Source organism: Thauera sedimentorum (genome assembly GCF_014489115.1).
GTDB classification, from domain to species: Bacteria; Pseudomonadota; Gammaproteobacteria; order Burkholderiales; family Rhodocyclaceae; genus Pseudothauera; species Pseudothauera sedimentorum.
The window spans coordinates 1,666,898-1,685,562 of sequence record NZ_JACTAH010000001.1; the positions used below are offsets into that span (position 1 = coordinate 1,666,898).

21 protein-coding genes are annotated in these 18,665 nt (G+C 65.7%); all 21 read left to right on the forward strand.

Annotation, left to right across the window (positions count from 1 at the left end; all coding sequences use genetic code 11):
* Nucleotides 1-97: 97 nt before the first annotated feature.
* The 21 genes from IAI53_RS07545 (at nucleotide 98) to yjjJ (ending at nucleotide 18,607) form a co-directional block, all read left to right on the forward strand.
* Nucleotides 98-2,416 carry a Tex family protein gene (locus tag IAI53_RS07545; RefSeq protein ID WP_187717500.1) on the forward strand — a complete coding sequence of 773 codons (2,319 nt, stop codon included), beginning with the start codon at nucleotides 98-100 and terminating at the stop codon, nucleotides 2,414-2,416.
* An 88-nt stretch (nucleotides 2,417-2,504) separates the two neighbouring features.
* Nucleotides 2,505-2,903: an ArsC family reductase gene (locus tag IAI53_RS07550; RefSeq protein ID WP_187717501.1), complete on the forward strand. Its 399-nt coding sequence runs from the start codon at nucleotides 2,505-2,507 to the stop codon at nucleotides 2,901-2,903.
* Nucleotides 2,900-3,757: an Hsp33 family molecular chaperone HslO gene (gene hslO / locus IAI53_RS07555; RefSeq protein ID WP_187717502.1), complete on the forward strand. Its 858-nt coding sequence runs from the start codon at nucleotides 2,900-2,902 to the stop codon at nucleotides 3,755-3,757. The genes IAI53_RS07550 and hslO overlap by 4 nt, the downstream gene beginning before the upstream one ends.
* Nucleotides 3,758-3,775: 18 nt before the next feature.
* Nucleotides 3,776-4,174 (forward strand): DUF4870 family protein, encoded by a 399-nt coding sequence (locus tag IAI53_RS07560; RefSeq protein ID WP_187717503.1) that lies wholly within the window; start codon nucleotides 3,776-3,778, stop codon nucleotides 4,172-4,174.
* Nucleotides 4,175-4,335: 161 nt separating this feature from the next.
* Nucleotides 4,336-5,109, forward strand: coding sequence for a septum site-determining protein MinC (gene minC / locus IAI53_RS07565; protein WP_187717504.1), 774 nt, complete (start codon nucleotides 4,336-4,338; stop codon nucleotides 5,107-5,109).
* Between the two features lie 18 nt (nucleotides 5,110-5,127).
* Complete coding sequence (gene minD / locus IAI53_RS07570; RefSeq protein ID WP_187717505.1) at nucleotides 5,128-5,940, forward strand: septum site-determining protein MinD; 813 nt, start codon at nucleotides 5,128-5,130, stop codon at nucleotides 5,938-5,940.
* Between the two features lies 1 nt (nucleotide 5,941).
* Nucleotides 5,942-6,202 (forward strand): cell division topological specificity factor MinE, encoded by a 261-nt coding sequence (minE, locus tag IAI53_RS07575; RefSeq protein WP_187717506.1) that lies wholly within the window; start codon nucleotides 5,942-5,944, stop codon nucleotides 6,200-6,202.
* A 126-nt stretch (nucleotides 6,203-6,328) separates the two neighbouring features.
* Nucleotides 6,329-7,447: a tyrosine-type recombinase/integrase gene (locus IAI53_RS07580; protein WP_187717507.1), complete on the forward strand. Its 1,119-nt coding sequence runs from the start codon at nucleotides 6,329-6,331 to the stop codon at nucleotides 7,445-7,447.
* Between the two features lie 100 nt (nucleotides 7,448-7,547).
* A complete protein-coding gene (locus tag IAI53_RS07585) occupies nucleotides 7,548-8,030 on the forward strand; it encodes a JAB domain-containing protein (RefSeq protein ID WP_187717508.1) in 483 nt (160 codons plus the stop codon).
* Nucleotides 8,031-8,383: 353 nt separating this feature from the next.
* A complete protein-coding gene (locus IAI53_RS07590) occupies nucleotides 8,384-9,064 on the forward strand; it encodes a hypothetical protein (RefSeq protein ID WP_187717509.1) in 681 nt (226 codons plus the stop codon).
* Nucleotides 9,065-9,437: 373 nt separating this feature from the next.
* Nucleotides 9,438-9,653 carry a hypothetical protein gene (locus tag IAI53_RS07595; protein ID WP_187717510.1) on the forward strand — a complete coding sequence of 72 codons (216 nt, stop codon included), beginning with the start codon at nucleotides 9,438-9,440 and terminating at the stop codon, nucleotides 9,651-9,653.
* A gap of 77 nt (nucleotides 9,654-9,730) precedes the next feature.
* Nucleotides 9,731-10,024 (forward strand): hypothetical protein, encoded by a 294-nt coding sequence (locus IAI53_RS07600; protein WP_187717511.1) that lies wholly within the window; start codon nucleotides 9,731-9,733, stop codon nucleotides 10,022-10,024.
* Nucleotides 10,021-11,283, forward strand: a complete 1,263-nt coding sequence (locus IAI53_RS07605; protein WP_187717512.1) for an AAA family ATPase — start codon at nucleotides 10,021-10,023, stop codon at nucleotides 11,281-11,283. Before IAI53_RS07600 ends, IAI53_RS07605 begins: the two co-directional genes overlap by 4 nt.
* Nucleotides 11,284-11,308: 25 nt before the next feature.
* Nucleotides 11,309-11,653 (forward strand): hypothetical protein, encoded by a 345-nt coding sequence (locus IAI53_RS07610; protein WP_187717513.1) that lies wholly within the window; start codon nucleotides 11,309-11,311, stop codon nucleotides 11,651-11,653.
* Nucleotides 11,654-11,798: 145 nt separating this feature from the next.
* Nucleotides 11,799-12,296, forward strand: a complete 498-nt coding sequence (locus tag IAI53_RS07615) for a hypothetical protein (RefSeq protein WP_187717514.1) — start codon at nucleotides 11,799-11,801, stop codon at nucleotides 12,294-12,296.
* On the forward strand, nucleotides 12,293-12,892 hold the full coding sequence (locus IAI53_RS07620; protein WP_187717515.1) for a phage tail protein: 600 nt from the start codon (nucleotides 12,293-12,295) through the stop codon (nucleotides 12,890-12,892). The genes IAI53_RS07615 and IAI53_RS07620 overlap by 4 nt, the downstream gene beginning before the upstream one ends.
* A complete protein-coding gene (locus IAI53_RS07625; protein WP_187717516.1) occupies nucleotides 12,892-13,281 on the forward strand; it encodes a helix-turn-helix domain-containing protein in 390 nt (129 codons plus the stop codon). Before IAI53_RS07620 ends, IAI53_RS07625 begins: the two co-directional genes overlap by 1 nt.
* Before the next feature lie 75 nt (nucleotides 13,282-13,356).
* On the forward strand, nucleotides 13,357-13,566 hold the full coding sequence (locus IAI53_RS07630) for a phage head-tail joining protein (RefSeq protein ID WP_187717517.1): 210 nt from the start codon (nucleotides 13,357-13,359) through the stop codon (nucleotides 13,564-13,566).
* The gene (locus IAI53_RS07635) at nucleotides 13,566-15,041 is read left to right on the forward strand and encodes a phage portal protein (RefSeq protein ID WP_187717518.1); all 1,476 of its coding nucleotides are present in this window, start codon (nucleotides 13,566-13,568) and stop codon (nucleotides 15,039-15,041) included. Before IAI53_RS07630 ends, IAI53_RS07635 begins: the two co-directional genes overlap by 1 nt.
* 5 nt (nucleotides 15,042-15,046) lie before the next feature.
* Nucleotides 15,047-17,125: a phage terminase large subunit family protein gene (locus IAI53_RS07640; protein WP_222948180.1), complete on the forward strand. Its 2,079-nt coding sequence runs from the start codon at nucleotides 15,047-15,049 to the stop codon at nucleotides 17,123-17,125.
* 165 nt (nucleotides 17,126-17,290) lie between these two features.
* Complete coding sequence (gene yjjJ / locus IAI53_RS07645; RefSeq protein ID WP_187717519.1) at nucleotides 17,291-18,607, forward strand: type II toxin-antitoxin system HipA family toxin YjjJ; 1,317 nt, start codon at nucleotides 17,291-17,293, stop codon at nucleotides 18,605-18,607.
* Nucleotides 18,608-18,665: the final 58 nt, after the last annotated feature.

Consider the following 18,665-nt stretch of genomic DNA (forward strand, 5'->3'; position numbering starts at 1 on the left):
TCCGAAGACCGCCCCGGGGCCGCCGGCGAGCGGCCTTGCCTCCGCCGCGCCATCTGGTGCACCATCGCCGCCCCGTTTCCGCTTCACCCGTCCTCGCATGCTGCCACCCATCGAACACCGCATCGCCACCGAACTCGGCGTCCAGCCCCGCCAGGTCTTTGCCGCCGTCGCCCTGCTCGACGAGGGCGCCACCGTGCCCTTCGTCGCCCGCTACCGCAAGGAAGCCACCGGCGGCCTGGACGACACCCAGCTGCGCAACCTGGAAGAGCGCCTGGGCTACCTGCGCGAGCTGGAGGACCGCCGCGCCACGGTGATCGCCTCCATCGAGGAACAGGGCAAGCTCACCGACGCGCTGCGCGCCGAGGTCGAGAACGCCGACACCAAGCAGCGCCTGGAAGACCTCTACCTGCCCTACAAGCCGAAGCGCCGTACCAAGGCGCAGATCGCCCGCGAGGCCGGCATCGGCCCGCTGGCCGAGGCCCTGCTGGCCGACCCGACGCTGAACCCGGAGGCCGAAGCGGCCGCCTATCTCAACGAGGAAACCGGCTTCGCCGACACCAAGAGCGTGCTCGACGGCGCCCGCCAGATTCTCATCGAGCAGTTCGCCGAAGACGCCGAGCTGCTCGGCACGTTGCGCGGCCTGCTCGCCGACGAGGGCGAGGTGGTGTCCACCGTGGTCGAAGGCAAGGAGAACGAAGGCGCGAAGTTCCGCGACTGGTTCGACTTCCGCGAACCGATCGCCAAGATCCCCTCGCACCGCGCGCTGGCCCTGCTGCGCGGGCGCAACGAAGGCGTACTGCGCCTGGCGCTCGCCCTGCCCCACGACCCGGAAGCCGGCCCGCACCCCTGCGAGCGCCGCATCGCCGCGCGCTTCCAGATCCGCGACCAGGGCCGCGCCGCCGACCGCTGGCTGGCCGACACGGTGCGCTGGACGTGGAACGTGAAGATCTCGCTGCACCTGGAGCTGGAACTCATGAACCTGCTGCGCGAGCGCGCCGAGGAAGAAGCCATCCACGTCTTCGCCCGCAACCTCAAGGACCTGCTGCTCGCCGCCCCGGCCGGCGCGCGCCCCACCATGGGCCTGGACCCGGGCATCCGCACCGGCGTCAAGGTCGCGGTGGTCGACACCACCGGCAAGCTGCTCGATACCGCCACCGTCTATCCCTTCGAGCCGCGCCGCGACGTCGAAGGCGCGCTCGCCACCTTGGCCGCGCTCGCCAAGCGCCACGGTGTGGAACTGGTCGCCATCGGCAACGGCACCGCCTCGCGTGAAACCGATGCGCTCACCGCCGAACTGATCCGCCGCCACCCGGAACTGCGCCTCACCAAGGTCATGGTGTCGGAAGCCGGCGCCTCGGTGTACTCGGCGTCCGAGCTGGCCGCGCGCGAATTCCCCGACGTGGACGTCTCGCTGCGCGGCGCCGTCTCGATCGCCCGCCGCCTGCAGGACCCGCTGGCCGAGCTGGTGAAGATCGACCCGAAATCCATCGGCGTGGGCCAGTACCAGCACGACGTGAACCAGTCGCGCCTGGCCCGGAGCCTGGACGCGGTGGTCGAGGACTGCGTGAACGCGGTCGGCGTGGACGTGAATACCGCCTCCGCCCCGCTGCTCGCGCGTATCTCGGGCCTGAACGGCACGCTCGCCGCCAACATCGTCGAGCACCGCAACGCCAACGGCCCGTTCAGGAGCCGCGACGCGCTCAAGGCGGTGGCGCGCCTGGGGCCCAAGACCTTCGAACAAGCCGCCGGCTTCCTGCGCATTCCCGCCGGGGACAACCCGCTGGACGCCTCCGCGGTGCACCCGGAAGCCTACCCGGTGGTCGAGCGCATCCTCGCCCGGGTGCAGAAGGGTGTGCGCGAGCTGATGGGTAACGGCGGCTTCCTCAAGAGCCTGAAACCCGCCGAATTCACCGACGAGCGCTTCGGCCTGCCCACGGTGCAGGACATCCTCGCCGAACTGGAAAAACCCGGCCGCGACCCGCGCCCGGAATTCCGCACCGCCACCTTCCGCGAAGGCGTGGAAACCCTCAAGGACCTGGTGCCGGGCATGATGCTGGAAGGCGTGGTGACCAACGTCACCAACTTCGGCGCCTTCGTCGATATCGGCGTGCATCAGGATGGCCTGGTGCATGTCTCCGCGCTCGCCGACCGCTTCGTCAAGGACCCGCACAGCGTGGTCAAGGCCGGCCAAGTGGTGAAGGTCAAGGTGCTGGAAGTCGACCTGCCGCGCCAGCGCATCGCGCTGACCATGCGCATGGGCGACGAGGCCGCGCCCAAGGCGCGCACCGAACGCAACGACCGGGGCAACGACCGCCGCCCCGATCGCGCCCAGGGTTCCCGCCAGCACGGACGCGAGCGCGAACCCGCCGCCAACAACGCCCTGGCCGCCGCCTTCGCGCGCGCCAAACAGAAGTGAGCCCGGGAGCACGAGCGATGAAACCGGTGATCTACGGCATCAAGAACTGAGTTAACGATATTAAATATGGCCTAACTGGACATCTAAAATGCCTACCACAAAGTTAGCAAATAATCAATATTTAATATCGGTGTACGGGATTAAGAACTGCGACACGATGAAGAAGGCCTTCGCCTGGCTCGACGAGCACGGCATCGCCTATGATTTCCATGACTACAAGAAGGCCGGCATCGCCAGCGGGAAACTGCACGCCTGGTCCAAGGCGCTGGGCTGGCGCACCCTGGTCAACACCCGCGGCACCACCTGGCGCAAGCTCAGCCCCGAACAGCAGGCCATCGACACCCAGAGCGCGGCGGTGCAACTGATGGTCGAGCACCCCAGTCTGATCAAGCGCCCGGTGGTGGAAACCACCTCCGGCCACCTGCTGGTCGGCTTCGATCCGGACACCTTCTCCAGCTTCATCAAACCCGAGGATTGCGCATCGTGAGCACCCCGAACAGCTACGTGCAACGCTTCCTGCTCGAGAACCTCGACATCCGCGGCGCCGTGGTGCGCCTGGACGACGTCTGGCAGGCGCTGCAGCAAGGGCGCGACTACCCGCCCGCGGTCGCCGCCCTGCTCGGCCAGCTGAGTGCGGTGTCCGCGCTGATCACCGGCAACCTCAAGCAGCCCGGCCGGCTCACCTTCCAGATCCAGGGCCACGGCCCGGTGGGCCTGCTGGTGGTCGACTGCAACGAGGAACTCAACCTGCGCGGCTACGCCCGGGTCGACGCCCCGGCCACCGGCGAGCATCTTGCCGAACTGGTGGGCGACGGCCGCCTGCAGCTCACCCTGGACGTCGAAGGCCTGGACCAGCCCTACCAGAGCGTGGTGCCGCTGGAAGGCGACGACATCGCCGCCACCTTCGAGCACTACCTGGCCCAGTCCGAGCAACAACCTGCCGGCCTGTGGCTGGCCAGCGACGGCCAGGCCGCCGTGGCGCTCTTCCTGCAGAAGCTGCCGGGCGCCGACGACAAGGACGCCGACGGCTGGGACCGCGCCCACCACCTGGCACAGACCGTGCGCAGCGACGAGCTGCTCGGCCTGTCGCCCGCCGATCTGCTGGGCCGCCTGTTCGCCGAGGAGGACGTCCGCCTGTTCGAGCCCCGCCCCGTCATCCACCACTGGCCGCCCGACCGCGACAAGGTGGCCGGCATGCTGCAGGGCCTGGGCGAAGAGCAGGTCCGCGCAATACTGGACGAACACGGTGAAGTCGAGGTCCGCGACGACCTCTCCAATTGCCGCTACCGCTTCGACAAGGCCGACGTGGACGCGCTGTTCCGCCCGCCTACCCTGCACTGACCCCGCCAGGAGCCGACGATGTACGCCGACCGCAGCCCCACGTCCGGGATGATCCGCCTCACCCACCTGATCTACGCCCTGCACGCCTTCGCGGTGTTCTCCGGGGTGATCGGCTCGGCCACCATCATCGGCAGCTTCGTCGCCAGCATTCCCTCGCTCGCGGCCATCGTGCTCAACTACTGGAACCGCGGTGCGGTGCGCGGCACCTGGCTGGACAGCCATTTCGACTGGCAGATCCGTACCTTCTGGTACACCCTGGCCTGGGTGGTCATCTCGGTCCTGCTGGCCGTGACCCTCATCGGCATTCCCTTCGCGCTGGTCGCGCTGGCAATCGTCTCGCTGTGGGTGATCTACCGCGTGGTGCGCGGCTGGTGGCGCCTGTCCGGCGGATTGCGCATGCCGATGCCGCCCGCGTAGGCGCGGGCTTGCCCGCGATGCGGTATCCGATTTCCCGCAGGCTGCACCGCGGCCAAGGCCACTCCTACAGGCGGTCGGTGTCCCCACGCCGTCATACGGCTGCCTTGCCGGAAACCCGGCCGCTCAGTAGACTTCACGGATTTTGAGGCCGCCTTCAGCCGATGACCACCGCCCCTTCCGCCAGCCGCGCCATCGAGTTCCGCAACGCCGCGCTCGGCGCCACCATCGCCGTCCTGCGTGAGACCGAACCCGCGGCCCTGGCCGACGACCTGCACAAGATGCTGGGCGGCATGCCGGACTTCTTCAGCGGCGAAGCAGCCGTACTCGATTTCGCCGGCCTCGCGAACCAGCCGGCACGCGTGGACTGGGCCGGCCTGCTGAGCCTGCTGCGCCGCTACCAGCTACAACCGGTGGGCGTGCGCAACCTGTCCCCGGATCTCGCCGACGGTGCCCGCCGCGCCGGCCTGGCGCTGCTCGACGGTGCCGAACTGCGCGACCGCCAGTCAGCGCCGCCCGCTGCGCCCGCGCCGAAGCGTGCCGAAGCGCCTGCTCCCGCCCCTGCGCCGGCACCCGCGCCGATCAGCGCCGGCACCATGTTCATCGACCGTCCGCTGCGCTCCGGCCAGCAGATCTACGCGCGTGGCGGCGATCTCGTCGTGCTCGCGGGCGTGAGCAACGGCGCAGAAGTCATCGCCGACGGCAGCATCCACTGCTACGGCCCGCTGCGCGGGCGCGCGCTGGCCGGCGCCCAGGGCGACAGCGCCGCACGCATCATCGCCACCAACTTCGGCCCGGAGCTGGTTTCGATCGCCGGCGTGTACCGCACCTTCGAGAAAGGCATTCCCGAACAGCTCGCCGGCCGCGCCGCCCTGGTGCGTCTGAGCGGTCCGGCCAACGAACACAAACTCGACCTCCAGCCGCTGCAGCTGGATTAAATCAGACAAGGGGAACCCGTGAGAGTCATCGTCGTAACTTCCGGCAAGGGCGGCGTGGGCAAGACCACGACCAGCGCGGCATTCTCGTCCGGCCTGGCACTGCGCGGCTTCAAGACCGCAGTCATCGACTTCGACGTCGGCCTGCGCAACCTGGACCTCATCATGGGCTGCGAACGCCGCGTGGTGTATGACCTGGTCAACGTCATCAACGGCGAAGCCAAGCTCAACCAGGCGCTGATCAAGGACAAGCACTGCGAGAACCTCTTCGTGCTGCCCGCCTCGCAGACCCGCGACAAGGACGCGCTCACCGAGGAAGGCGTCGAGACCGTGCTCAAGGAGCTCGAGCACCTCGGCTTCGACTACGTGGTATGCGACTCGCCCGCCGGCATCGAGCGCGGCGCGGTGATGGCGCTGACCTTCGCCGACGAAGCCATCGTCACCACCAACCCGGAAGTCTCCTCGGTGCGTGACTCCGACCGCATCCTGGGCATCCTGCAGTCCAAGAGCCGCCGCGCATCCGAAGGGCGCGAGCCGGTCAAGGAGCACCTGCTGCTCACCCGCTATTCGCCCAAGCGCGTCGAGGAAGGCGAGATGCTCTCCTACAAGGACGTGCAGGAACTGCTGCGCGTGCCGCTGATCGGCGTGATCCCGGAATCCGAATCGGTGCTGCACGCCTCCAACCAGGGCACTCCGGCGATCCACCTCAAGGGCACCGACGTCTCCGAGGCCTACCACGACGTGGTTGCGCGTTTCCTCGGCGAAGAGCGCGAACTGCGCTTCGTGAACTACGAGAAACCGGGCCTGATCAAGCGCCTGTTCGGAGGCAAGTGAGATGTCCCTGCTCGCCCGCCTCTTCGGCGAAAAGAAGAAGACTGCGGAAATCGCCAAGAACCGCTTGTCGCTGCTGATCGCCCACGAACGCAGCGGCTCGTCCGGCGCTGCCGACTTCCTGCCTGCGCTGCAGCAGGAACTCATCCAGGTGATCTCCAAGTACGTCGCCGTGAACCCCGACGACATCAAGGTGCAGTTGGAAAAGCAGGACAACTACGAGGTCCTGGAAGTCAACATCGTGCTGCCGGAGCAGGGCCGCTGAACACCCGCCCGGGTGATGAAATTGGTAACCATAGCGGACTTAAAAACTTTTCAGAGCCTATAATCTTCAACATCTTAGCGCCCGATGCGTAGTGTCGTGCGTAATTGTTGAAGAAGAGGCCTGCAAATGGGTTCCGTTGTCGAGCACAAGCGCACTGACAAGCGCACCGGGAAGACCGTCACGCAGTACCGCGCCCACATCCGCCGCGTGGGCTTCGGAAGCCGGTCCAAGGTCTTCGCAACCAAGCGCGAGGCCTTGGACTGGATTCGCAACAACGAATCCGACAACGCGCTGACCAAGCGGGCCTCGGCCGGCGGCAAGACCCTGGCAAGCCTGATCGAGGATTTCATCGCGGCCGGCGTGTGCCAATACGCCAGCCAGGCGCACCTTGCGTACTGGTGCGACCAACTCGGCAACAAGCTCGTCTCAGAGATCACCCACGGCGACATCAATGGCGCTCTGCTGTCACTGCGAACCCGCGGCGGCCGCCGCTTCACACCTGACGGCATCAAGCCATCCGGCAAGCCGCTGACCCCTGCGACGATCAATCGCTACGCCGCCGCGCTGTCCGCGGTCTTCAACTTCGCCCAGGCGCATGGGGTCATCGACGCCCACCCGATGAAGGGCGGGAAGGTCAAGAAGCTCAAGGAAGGCCCCGGCCGCCAGCGCATTCTCACGCCGGAAGAGGAAACGCGCCTTCTCGAGACCGCGCGGGCAGCCCGATGGGACGGCATGTATCTCTTCGTGCTGATGCTGCTCACCACCGCGGCCCGCAAATCCGAAGTGCTCAATCTGCGCTGGCGCGACCTCGACCTAGGCCGCGGCATCGCCGTACTCGGCAAGACGAAGAACGGCGCGGCGCGGGCGCTTCCGCTCGTCGCGGAAGTCCGCAAGGGCCTCGCCGAGCTTTCCAAGGTCCGCCCCATCAACAGCGACTTCGTCTTCTACGACCCCAAACAGCCGGGGCGCCCGAAGAACGTCGACACGGCCTGGCAGTTCGTTCGCGAGCGCGCCGGTCTGAACGATTCCGACGACCCGGTGCATCGCGTCGTGCTCCACACCACCCGGCATACCGGCGTCACCAAGATCATCCGCAACGGCGCCAACCTGGCGCAGGCCGCGTTGATCTCCGGCCACAAGACCCTGGCGATGCTGAAGCGCTACGAGCACCTAGCCGCAGACGACGTGTTGCAACTCGCGGAGCATGCGCTCGGCAAGGTCGGAACCGGATCGTCGAAAGGATAGGCACCACCGCGCCGGCCGGTTGCCGGCAAGAAGCGGGGCATGCGTGGTGCTACCAACACCGCGCCGCCCCTGACCACAACGTGAAATAGGAGTTCACGCCATGGCTACCGCCGATTGTACCGCCCGCCGCGAGCGCGAAGACCGCACTATTGCCCGCGCCCTGCGCATCCTCGAAAAGCGCGCCAAGTACCGTATAACGGGTGCGAGCTACGTATCGTCACCCGATGACGTTCGCCACTTCCTGCGATTGCGCCTGAATGACCTGGAACGCGAAGAGTTTTGGACGGTGTGGCTGGACGCGAGAAACTGCGTCATTGAAGCGGAGTGCATGTTTGTCGGCTCGCTGACGCAGACCGCCGTCTATCCGCGCGAAGTAGTCCGGCGGGCACTGCACCATAACGCCGCGGCCGTCATCTTTGCCCACAATCACCCAAGCGGCGCATGCGTGCCGAGCGAGGCGGACAAGGCGCTGACCGCCAAACTCAAAGCCGCGCTGAATCTCGTCGACGTGCGAACGCTTGACCACATGATTGTCGGAAATGCTCCAATCCCCCTATCCTTCGCCGAGAAGGGCTTACTCTGACGGCATGGACCAAACACAGCGAACAATTGCGCAAGACCGGGCAATGACCGCTTGACACGGCTCCGCTGCGCCTAGGTCGGCCAACCGAAAACGGGGACACCCTGCCCCGCTGGCGCAGCAACCTTCTTCAGGGATCGCCACATGGGTGGGCGATGTTTCAACCTCCTGCGCACCTTCCCGGGTGGGCGCACTTCCACTGGTGGAAATGGATCTCCGGTCCGGTATGGGACCGCCCTGAGCGCGTCGACGCTGCTCGGGGGCTGCTCACTGAACGCGGTCGACTTGGCACGTTCTGGCGAAAACTTTCGCAGTTTGACACGACCAGCCCGGGGGATGGCTTCGAGATCCGCCGCTTGTTCGTCGAACACCTGATCATGGGTGTCGATGTAGTTCTGACGCCACGTCGATTCTCTGCGTTGCATCGCTATACCACATCCCCGATGCATGGCCGCCGCACACCGCTTCAGACCCGCGCTCTTTGGCTTCTCCGCGACCTGTATCGCCTTTGGTGGTTCGCGCCGCCGGCTGTTCTCGGCATGCCCTGCTACGCCCTGGTCTGTGACGCACGAGAACCGCTGTGTGCCTTCTTCGACCTAAATCCGCAGTTCGACTTCTACGCTGAAGCCAATCTGATGGGCCTGCAGTGGATCGAGTCAAACCTGAAGCCGGGAACCATCGAGCGTGCTCGGGCAACCCACCGAATAGCGCTCAGGGCCCGCAAGCGTATCGAGGAGCTTGAACGCCTTGTCATAGCCGACGACCGGCATTCATGGATTCTCGGCGTTCTGTCGCCTCTGTGCTGCCAGCTGGCGTTCTGGCCATCACTCGAAGCGCTGCGCGCTACAGACCCGGAATTATTTTCTAACAAGTACGGATGGCCTGATTGGCTGAGGCATGTGACGCGCGACCTTGATTTGTACTTTCACCCGCTCGACTTCAAGCAAGTTCTCTCCGCCACCGATTGGGCCGCACTCGTGGATGTCCTGTTTGACGAGTCCGTCAGCGAACAGCGGATCCTGCAAGTAATCAGATAAGCACTCCGCACTCCCTTTGGCGTCGCCCTGTGCGGCATGGCGCAAATCTTTCCTAGAATCCTTGTCGGCCTCCATTGCCACCAAGCCATAGAGTGCGCGCACCGCAACGCAACACAGGTACGCGCTATGGAACACATCGCACAACCCGCGATCGCCTTAAGCGATCTGCGCACAATTGAGCAACTTGCCAGACAGCACCCCGGCGTACTCTCGGTCAATACCCTTCGATGGCAACTTCGCCACCGCGACCAAAATGGGCTCGCTGCAGCTTGCGTGAGCGTCGGCAAGAAGCTTCTCATCAGCCAGCGGGGCTATGAACAGTGGCTAAGCGATCAGCGCGCCAAAGGCGCAGTTCAGCGTGGGGGGCGTACGCATGGCGCATGACTCCTACCCCAAGGGCGCTGACCTCGGCCATTCTGGAGACCCGCGCCAGCTCGGCACGTTCGACATCACCTTCATCGCCGAGAACGGCAGCCGCGCGCAACGCCGCCAGGCAAAGCGCCAGCTCGAACGAATGGCCGCAGCCGGCAATGAGGATGCGGCAAGATCGCTGCGCTACCTCGAAAAGCACATGAGGAAGAAGCGGTGACCCGGCGCTTGCCCGCATATGCCGGCGAGCTTGCCGCCGGCCGCAGAGCCGGAATGGTGCCGGTCCCGAACGAGGTCATGCTCGCACTCGACGTTTGGGCCTGGGGTAAGCAGCCAGGCGGCGGGCGAGCACGCTGCTTGGTTCCAGAAGACCGAGAGATCGAGGAAATCGACTTCTGGTTTCTGGCCGGTATCGACGTATTGGTTGCCTGGTCATCGGCTGTTACTGCGGGCAGCAGGCTTATGGCGCTGGTCAAGGCACTGCTGGCGGTAGAACCGCAGCGACTGCTCTTGCTGGACATGGCGGCCGAACCGTGCCCCGCCTGGCAATGGATCAAGTCCGTGGAGCGTGGAATCGAGGTGCAGCCTTGACGACATTCGTTGCGGAAACGAAGGAACAGGCAGCAACCCTTGCGAAGGTAAAGAACCTGCCGACCACGCCCGCCGCGCCGTCTGCGCTGCCAGTCCGGGTTCCGATCGCCGACCTCTTCGACGTTGCACCGCCGACGCCGCAATGCTGGATCGATCCGCTAGTCCCTGAGCGCAACGTCACCTTGCTCGGCGCGCACGGCGGTGTCGGCAAGACAAACCTTGCCCTCCAGATGGGGGTGTGTATTGCGGCGGAACTACCGTTCATGGGAAAGCCGACGCGTCGGGGACGGGTCGTGTTCTATAGCGGGGAAGATCCCAAGGAAGTCATCCGCTGGCGCCTCGCAACGATCTGCCGGCATCTCGCCGTTGATCCTCGCGACCTGGAGGACTGGTTGATTGTCCTTGATGCGACCGAGGCCGACCCGACGCTCTATACGGAGCTGTTCGACGCCGGGCTGCGCGTTGGCCTAACCACGGCCGCGTACACCCACCTGCAGAGCTTCGAGGCGGACGTATTTATCATCGACAACGCGAGCGACGCGTTCGACGCCGACGAGAACTCTCGCGCCAGGGTACGTGGCTTCATCCGCGCGCTGAGCAACCTTGTGAGGAAGCGGGCCGGCGCCGTCATCCTGCTCGCCCACATCGACAAGGCGGCGGCCCGGGGTTTCGCCGGCAGTGAGGGCTACAGCGGATCGACAGCCTGGCACAACAGCGTCCGCTCGCGCTTGTTGCTCTCGGAGCAGGAAGGCGACCTCGTGCTTGAGCACCCGAAGTTCAACCTGGGCAAGAAGGCTGATCCGATCAGGATGGAATGGGCTTCCGGTGGCGTGTTGCAGTTGGTGGATCCTGCCGCATCAGTTGCCGGATTGGTGGGTTCGGCAGACCGTGACGCCGTGCTCAGCCTCATCCGGGAGTTCTACGACCGTGGCGAGTACTTGCCCACAAGCGCCAATGCCCCGGGCAACGCGTTCAAGGTATTGAGCACCGATCCCGGTTTCCCCAAACGCATGGACCGATCGAAGTTCTTCCGCGTGCTCCGTGAAGCCGAGCGCAGCGGGCTGATTCTCCGCGAAAGCTACCTGACTGCCGGCAGAAAGGAGCGCGAGCGGTGGAAGCCTGCGCCAAGTGCGCCGAGTGCGCGACAAGTTCAACCCGGAACACCCGTCAGGAGTGGCGCGCCAACTGCGCCAACTCCTAGGGGGGGTGTGGGGGGGAGAGAGCGCACAGAAGTCGGCGCATCGGAGTCCAGTCGATGACCACCCAGTTTTCAAGGCGACCGTGATGACCAAATCCATTGACATGACACCCTTCTCCGTCCTCGTTGCGGCATTCGATGTACTGCCGCCGCCTGAGCGCTCAATGCTTCAAGGCTTCCTTCTCGGCTGGAACGGGCCCGAGGCCGCCAACGTGCAGGAGCTGCCCAAGTACGTTGACTGGCTCATGCCACTCACGCAGGGCGGCGAAATGGTTCGCGCGTTGATGATCGCGAAGAGGGCGAATGACGCTGAGGCGGTCGAGCGTCTCAGCGACATGATCTACGACCACGGACTCTGGCCGGTCTATCAGGCGATGCTGGAAGGCACGACGAAGGTCCGGCGCGAGTTCGAGAATCGGTCCACGCATTGACTCCGCCGCCACACGCCCCCTTCGCCGGGGCCCCAGTGCCTGAAGCGCACACGGGTAGTCGTCGACTGCGATCCTTTCCTAGCCGCTGAATTCTGAAATCGGGAAACCGGAAACCCTTGATATGCCTGACTTTGCAGCCGAATCAATGACCCTAACCGAGCTTGGCAATGCCCTTGGAATAAGCAAAGGACAGGTCAGCAAGCTGGCCGACCGCGGCATGCCGACGGACAGCGTCGAGGCGGCGCGTGCGTGGCGGGCGAAGAACCTGCACCCGAGCTGGTCCGAGGAGGCCCGCGCCGCTGGAGAAGGTGCCGCAGCCGGCGCCGGCAACTCCTCGGCGTTCTGGGCAGCGAAGACACGGAAGGAGGCCGCGCAGGCCGAGCTCGCCGAGATCGAGCTCGCCCGCGAGAAGCGAGCGCTCTGCGAGATCGAGAAAGTGCACCGCGCCCTGTACGCGGCGCATCGCGTCCTGCGCGATCAACTGCTGAGCGTGCCCAACCGGCTGGCGGCGCAGGTGGTCGGCGTCACGCCGCAGGCCGCGGCCGAACTGATGCGCGGCGAGATCCGCCGCTGCCTCGACGAATTCAGCCAGTTGAACGACCAGGCGCTTGGGCAGTTGGTCGGCGAAGGAGAAGAGCAATGAAGGCCGGCATCCGCGGTATCGAGAACCTGCGCAAGACTGCCGCCCTGGTGGCGACGATCCCCGAGCAGATGCAGCGCTCGGCGGTGAGCGCCATCAACCGCGCCGCGACCCGGATCGAGGCCGCGGCAAGCCGCGAGATGCAGGGTCGGGTGAATCTGCCGCCGGGCTACATCCGCGGCAAGCTGCGCATCGTGCGTGCGAGCATGGCCAAGCCGGTCGGCGCGATTGCGATCCAACGACGCGCGGTGCCCCTGGCCCGCTTCGGGGCGCAGCAGCTCTCCGCCCCGGCGCCGCGCGCTAGGGGCGACCGCATGCGCCGCATCGCCAAGGGGCACAAGCAGGCCGGCGTCTCGGTGCAGGTCAAGCGAGGCCGAAAGGTCGCGCGGCGGGCCTTCCTGATGCCGCTGCTCGGCGGCAACGGCATGGGCGTGTTCGTGCGCTTCGGCCCGGACCGCAGAGACGTTGAGCACCTGTACGGCCCGAGTCCCGATCAGCTCTTTCGGGCATGGCGCGACGACAACCTCCGGCGGGTGCAGGACGAGCTCAGCAGCGCGTTCGGCGATGAGATCCGCCGCAACCTGGGGAGCCGTCGCTGATGCTGCCCGGCGAGAAGGAAAACGGCATGCTGGAGGATCTCGGAGCCGTCATGGGCACGGAGGCCTCCGTTCGTCTGGTGGCGGTCTTTGGTGGTGCGACCTTGTACGTGCCGCAGGTCGCCGAGGGCGGTCATCCGATCGAGCATGTCGTCGGTCGCCGACCCTATCAGCGGCTGGTTGATGCCTTCGGCGGCGAAACCATCTGGATACCCGGAGGAAGCGACTTCCTTCGCTTGCGGCGAATGCGCCAGGTGGTGCGCCTGCTATCGGAAGGCATGAGTGTCGAAGAACTGTCGCAGCGCTTCAACTACTCGATTCGACAGATCCGCAACATCGGGCACCAGGCCGCCCGCATGGGGCTCGACGGCCGTCGCCTTCCGCAGGACTGAGCGCGCGGAAATTCGTCTACAGGCGCCGCCCTGCACCACCTGCGATCCTGCATCCGACCAACAGAGGATGCAGCCATGGCCATCAGCCAAACCGACATCGACAACCTGAACGAGGCCATCGCCCTGGGCGAGCGCTCGGTGAGCATGAGCGACGGCCGCCGCGTCGAATACCGTTCCGTCGCGGAACTGATCATGGCTCGCGACGATCTGCAGCGCCAACTGGCGGCCTCGCAGCAGCAGCGCCGCCGACAGGTGTATCTGGTGCAGGGCGGGAGGGGCTTCTGATGGCTCGCAAGCGCGCCCGCCGGCAGACCACGCAACGGGCCGAGGCACGCGCCCCGGTCGCCACGACCGCACAAACCGGCTTTGCCGCCCTCGCCCAGTACGACGCAGCCAGGCACGGCCGGCGCATGCGCGGCTGGTCAGCGCCTGGTAGCGGGCCGAACCGCGCGACCAAGGGGCATGAGACCATCCGCAACCGCACCCGGGATGCTGCCCGCAACGACTGGAGCGCAGCGGCCGGGGTGCGCTCATGGGTGACAAACCTGATCGGCAGCGGCATCGTGCCGCGCCCCAAGACGGGGAATGCCAAGCTCAAGGACCGATTGATCCAGCTGTGGGACGAATGGGCGCCGTACGCGGATGCCGATGGCGTGCTCGACTTCTACGGACTGCAGACCCTTGCCGCCCGCAGCTGGATCACCGATGGCGAAGTGTTCATGCGCTTGCGTGTCCGCCGCCTCGAGGACGGTCTACCGGTTCCCCTGCAGGTCCAGTTGCTCGAATCCGACATGGTGCCCATGCTGGACGCGGACACCTGGCCCGGCATGCCCGAAGGCAATACCATCCGCAGCGGCATCGAACGCAACCGCATCGGACAGCGTGTGGCCTACTGGTGTTACCGCAACCACCCCGGTGACGGTTCGACGCTGGCCGTAAGCTCCGCCGACCTGGTGCGCGTGCCCGCCGAGCAGATGCGCCACATGTTCGAGCCTACCCGGCCCGGCCAACTGCGCGGGGTCTCCGATCTCGCACCGGTACTGACCAAACTGCGTGGGGTCATGGACTTTGATGATGCGGTGCTCGAACGCCAACGCCTGAGCAATCTCTTCGCGCTCTTCATCACCCGCGCAGTGCCGAATGGGCCGCTGCCCGTGGAGATGCTCACCACCATGCAGGGCGAATCGGCGGCCGGAGATCTGCCCATGGTCGCTATCGAGCCTGGCCTGGTGCAGGAACTCGCCCCGGGCGAGGATGTGAAGTTCTCCGAGCCGCCCGACTCCGGGGCCAACTACAGCGAGTTCATGCGCGAGCAGCATGTCGGCATCGCCGCCGGTCAGGGTCTGCCGCATGAGTTGCTGACCGGCGATCTGCGGGACGTGTCCGACCGGACGCTACGCATCATCCTCAACGAATTCCGCCGGCACTGTGGGCAACGCCAGTGGCAGATCATCATCCCGATGATGTGCCAACCGATCCGCGACGCCTGGGCGGTCGCCGCAGCAATGGGCGGCGCAATCCGGCCGAGCGAAATTCCCGAGGCCAAACGCGTGACCTGGGCGCCCGAGGCATGGGCCTACATTCACCCGGTGCAGGACGTGCAGGCGAAGAAGATCGAGGTGGAGGCCGGCTTCCGCGCCCGCAGCCAGGTCATCGCTGCCACCGGCGAAGACCCGGACGAAGTCGACCAGCTCCGCAAGCAGGACGCCGAACGCGAGAAGGGCCTGCGCCCGGCCGGCGCACAGACTCGCGGGGCCTGATCCACGTGGACGGGCTGTCGCACGGCGGGTTGATCGCCTTGCGGGCGGCGCAAGCCGGTCTCGCGCCGGATTCCGACCTGCCGGTGGACCGCTGGGCGGATGCGCACATGATCCTGCCGCAAGGCAAGAGCGCCGAGCCCGGCCGCTACCGCACCGAGCGCACCCCGTTCGCCCGGCAGATCATGCGCAGCCTGTCGCCCTCCCACCCCTGCCGGCGGGTGGTGGTCAACGGCCCGTCGCAGTTGCTCAAGACGCAGACCGCGCTCAACTGGATCGGCTCGATCATCTGCCAGGCGCCCGCAAACGTGCTGGTGCTTCTACCCACAGCCAACATCGCCAAGCGCGTCTCCGCGCGGATCTCGGACGCCATCAAGCTGGTGCCCGAACTGCGCGAGCGGGTCGCGGCCCCGCGTAGCCGCGACAGCCGCAACACCACCGACACCAAGGAATTCGACGGCGGCACGCTCTACATCACCACCGCGGGCAGCGCCTCGAACCTGGCCGAGATCCCGGCCCGCTACGTCTATGGCGACGAGATCGACCGCTGGGAGGGCAACGTCGGCGGCGAAGGCGACCCGGTGGAACTGGCGGAGACCCGCACCAGCACCTTCGAATACAACGCGAAGGTGCTGCTCACCAGCTCACCCACCATCGAAGGGCTGAGCCGCATCGATGCCCTGTACAACGCCGGCACGCGTAACCGCTACTGGGTGGCCTGCCCGCACTGCGACACGCACCAGGTGCTCGAATGGAGCGTGGAGGTTCGCCAGCAGGACGGCTCCACCGCCTTCGGCGGCATGCGCTGGGACAACGACGAGCGCCCGACGCGCGCCTGGTATGTGTGCCCGCACTGCGGCTGCGAGATTGACGAGGCCGACAAGGCCCGCTTCCTGCCCGACCGGGAAATGGGCGGCAGCGCAGAATGGCGCCCGGAGCAGCTCGGCGACGGCCAGACCGAGAGCTTCCACCTGAACGCCCTGTATGCCCCGCTCGGTTTCCTGTCCTGGCTATCGCTGGCCCGCCAGTACCTGAAGGCGAAGAAGCGGCTCGACCAGGGCGACCCGGAACCGATGCAGGTCTTCTACAACACCCGGCTTGCAAAGGTATGGGATGCGGCCGTGGCCTCAACCAAGGCCGAGGAGCTCCGCTCGCGGGCCGAGGCCTATCCACTCGGTATCGTGCCGCGCGGCGGCCTGGTGCTGACCGCCGCCGTCGATACCCAGCCTAGTCGCCTAGAGCTTGAGATCAAGGCCTGGGGCGAAGGGCTCGAGAACTGGGTCGTCGCCTACCGCGTACTGTGGGGCAACCCGGCGCAGGATGCGGTCTGGAAGCAACTCGACGAGATCCTGAACGCCCCCATCCTCAACCATCGCGGCGTGCCCATGCGCATCGTCGCCTGCTGCATCGACACCGGCGGCAGCAACACACAGGACGTCTACAACTTCGTGCGCAACCGCCGGCACCGCAACATCCTCGGTATCAAGGGCGCCTCCAAACCGAACTACCCGGTGATGGCACAGCGCCCGCGCAAGGTCGACGTGTCCTGGCGAGGAAGCACCATCAGCGACGGCGCCGAACTGTGGTTCGTCGGCACCGATACGGCGAAGGACTGGATTCACGGCCGCCTGTCTCTGAACTCCGGCCCTGGTGCGTGCCACTTCTCCAAGGATCTGCCCGACGACTACTTCGACCAGGTCGTCGCAGAGAAAAAGCTGGCGCGCTACGTGAAGGGGCATGTGAAGTCCGAGTGGGTGAAGAAGCCCGGCGACCGTAACGAGGCCCTCGATACCTTCGTCTACAACCTGGCCGGCGCGTATTACCTGGGCCTCCACGCATACAGCGCTGCCGAGTGGGAGCGCGTGCGGCAGAAGGTCGAACCGGTGCAGAACGATCTGTTCTTCACTCCACCGCCAGACGCCACCGCCCCGCCGGCCAAACCGGCCACGGGTGAGCCGGCCCCGCAAGCGCCCGAGCCGCCGCCTGATCAACCCGCGCCCGTGCATCGGCCCGCCTCCCCGCCGCCGCCCGCAGCCCTGCCGCGCATGCAGCGGCGTGCGGGCCGCAGCGCTTACCTTTCCCGCTAGGAAATGCCCGAGAGATAACACCACCACCCGCCTCGACTCATGCGCATGGGCAGAGAACATTCGACGGCGCGATGCCATGCCGCCCGCACTTCGTGACGTGATCGATTACAGAGATCGCACCGTGCCGTATAATTCAAAATTCTATTCAACAATCGATTCACGAACATGTCCGCTCATGCCGAAAATCTCCGCCTGCTCCTGAGACAAGGCCCACTGAGGGCACGGCAACTTATTGAAAAGCTTTGCGTAAGCCAGCCAACGGTGTCGCGCGCCGTGAACGAGCTCGGCGACGACGTTGTGCGTATTGAAGCAGGCAGATCAATTCAGTACGCTTTGCGCGACTTCGATCGGGAGTTGAGTGACATTCCGGTCTATCGCGTCACTGCGGACGGCAAGCTTCGCCGTCTTGGCGTACTGATCCCAGTGCGGCCAGAAGGGTTCGTCATGCGCCAAGAAGACGGCCGCACCCTGCACAGCGACGGCTTGCCCTGGTGGATACTGGATATGTGCCCACAGGGATTCCTTGGTCGCGCCTTCGCAGAACATCATGCCGACAGACTGGGATTGCCGCCACGGCTATCCGAATGGTCCGATGCGCACATGTTGCGTGCGCTCTTGGCACACGGTGAAGACGTCGTGGGGAATCTCCTGTTAGGTGACGTCGCGCGCGACCGCTTCATCAATGCTCCGGAGCCAACCCCTGTGGCCCCGGAACAGTTTCCGGCTCTTGCGGAGGCAGCTGAGCGAGGCGATTTGCCCGGATCCTCTGCCGGCGGCGAGCAACCAAAGTTTCTGGCGTTCACGTCGCAGCACGTACTCGTCAAGTTCACCTCTTCGGAGGACAACCCTGTCGCGCGCCGCTGGAGCGATCTCCTCGCAGCAGAGCATGTCGCTGCACAAGTGTTAGCTGACGCGGGGGTTCAAGCATCTCACTCTCGCTTGATCGATGTGGGGGGCCGGCGTTTTCTTGAGATCGAACGGTTTGACCGGGTGGGTTCCCTGGGCCGTCGCGCCCTTCACTCACTTGCGTCCGTCGAAGCCGAGTTCATTGGAGACGCCCGCTCGCCGTGGCCTCTCTTAACCACGCGGCTCGCGGCGCAAGGCACTATCACGGCCGAAGCGGCGGCCGGCGCTGCCTTGCTGTATGCCTACGGAACATTGATTGGCAACACTGACATGCACAACGGCAACCTCTCGTTCGTCAGCGAGCATGGGCGGCCATATCACCTCGCGCCAGCGTATGACATGCTGCCGATGGCGTTCCAGCCACGTAACAGCGGAGCATTGCCGGATCAGCTGCAGCCAGCACGATTACATCCAGACGTCCCGCCTGACACATGGCGTCGGGCGCTCTTGCTCGCCGAAAGATTCGTCGACGCGATGGACGGTGATCGCCGGTTTTCCGATGATTGGCGCCAGTGTCGTGACGCTCTTGTTCGCCACATGGAAGACGCACGTTTGAAGATCGACCGACTCGGCTAGCGACTATCAGCCGAACTCGAGTATGCGTATTGCAGCGCCAAGTAGGCGCGAGAAGGAA

What these genes read in the sequence shown, in the direction of transcription:
- IAI53_RS07630 (WP_187717517.1), top strand. Translation starts at nt 13,357, where the DNA reads ATGGCCATCAGCCAAACCGACATCGACAACCTGAACGAGGCCATCGCC.
- IAI53_RS07580 (WP_187717507.1), top strand. Translation starts at nt 6,329, where the DNA reads ATGGGTTCCGTTGTCGAGCACAAGCGCACTGACAAGCGCACCGGGAAG.
- minC (WP_187717504.1), top strand. Translation starts at nt 4,336, where the DNA reads ATGACCACCGCCCCTTCCGCCAGCCGCGCCATCGAGTTCCGCAACGCC.
- minE (WP_187717506.1), top strand. Translation starts at nt 5,942, where the DNA reads ATGTCCCTGCTCGCCCGCCTCTTCGGCGAAAAGAAGAAGACTGCGGAA.
- IAI53_RS07550 (WP_187717501.1), top strand. Translation starts at nt 2,505, where the DNA reads ATGCCTACCACAAAGTTAGCAAATAATCAATATTTAATATCGGTGTAC.
- IAI53_RS07595 (WP_187717510.1), top strand. Translation starts at nt 9,438, where the DNA reads ATGGCGCATGACTCCTACCCCAAGGGCGCTGACCTCGGCCATTCTGGA.
- yjjJ (WP_187717519.1), top strand. Translation starts at nt 17,291, where the DNA reads ATGTCCGCTCATGCCGAAAATCTCCGCCTGCTCCTGAGACAAGGCCCA.
- IAI53_RS07615 (WP_187717514.1), top strand. Translation starts at nt 11,799, where the DNA reads ATGACCCTAACCGAGCTTGGCAATGCCCTTGGAATAAGCAAAGGACAG.
- IAI53_RS07625 (WP_187717516.1), top strand. Translation starts at nt 12,892, where the DNA reads ATGCTGCCCGGCGAGAAGGAAAACGGCATGCTGGAGGATCTCGGAGCC.
- IAI53_RS07545 (WP_187717500.1), top strand. Translation starts at nt 98, where the DNA reads ATGCTGCCACCCATCGAACACCGCATCGCCACCGAACTCGGCGTCCAG.
- IAI53_RS07585 (WP_187717508.1), top strand. Translation starts at nt 7,548, where the DNA reads ATGGCTACCGCCGATTGTACCGCCCGCCGCGAGCGCGAAGACCGCACT.
- IAI53_RS07610 (WP_187717513.1), top strand. Translation starts at nt 11,309, where the DNA reads ATGACCAAATCCATTGACATGACACCCTTCTCCGTCCTCGTTGCGGCA.
- IAI53_RS07600 (WP_187717511.1), top strand. Translation starts at nt 9,731, where the DNA reads ATGCTCGCACTCGACGTTTGGGCCTGGGGTAAGCAGCCAGGCGGCGGG.
- IAI53_RS07560 (WP_187717503.1), top strand. Translation starts at nt 3,776, where the DNA reads ATGTACGCCGACCGCAGCCCCACGTCCGGGATGATCCGCCTCACCCAC.
- IAI53_RS07620 (WP_187717515.1), top strand. Translation starts at nt 12,293, where the DNA reads ATGAAGGCCGGCATCCGCGGTATCGAGAACCTGCGCAAGACTGCCGCC.
- IAI53_RS07635 (WP_187717518.1), top strand. Translation starts at nt 13,566, where the DNA reads ATGGCTCGCAAGCGCGCCCGCCGGCAGACCACGCAACGGGCCGAGGCA.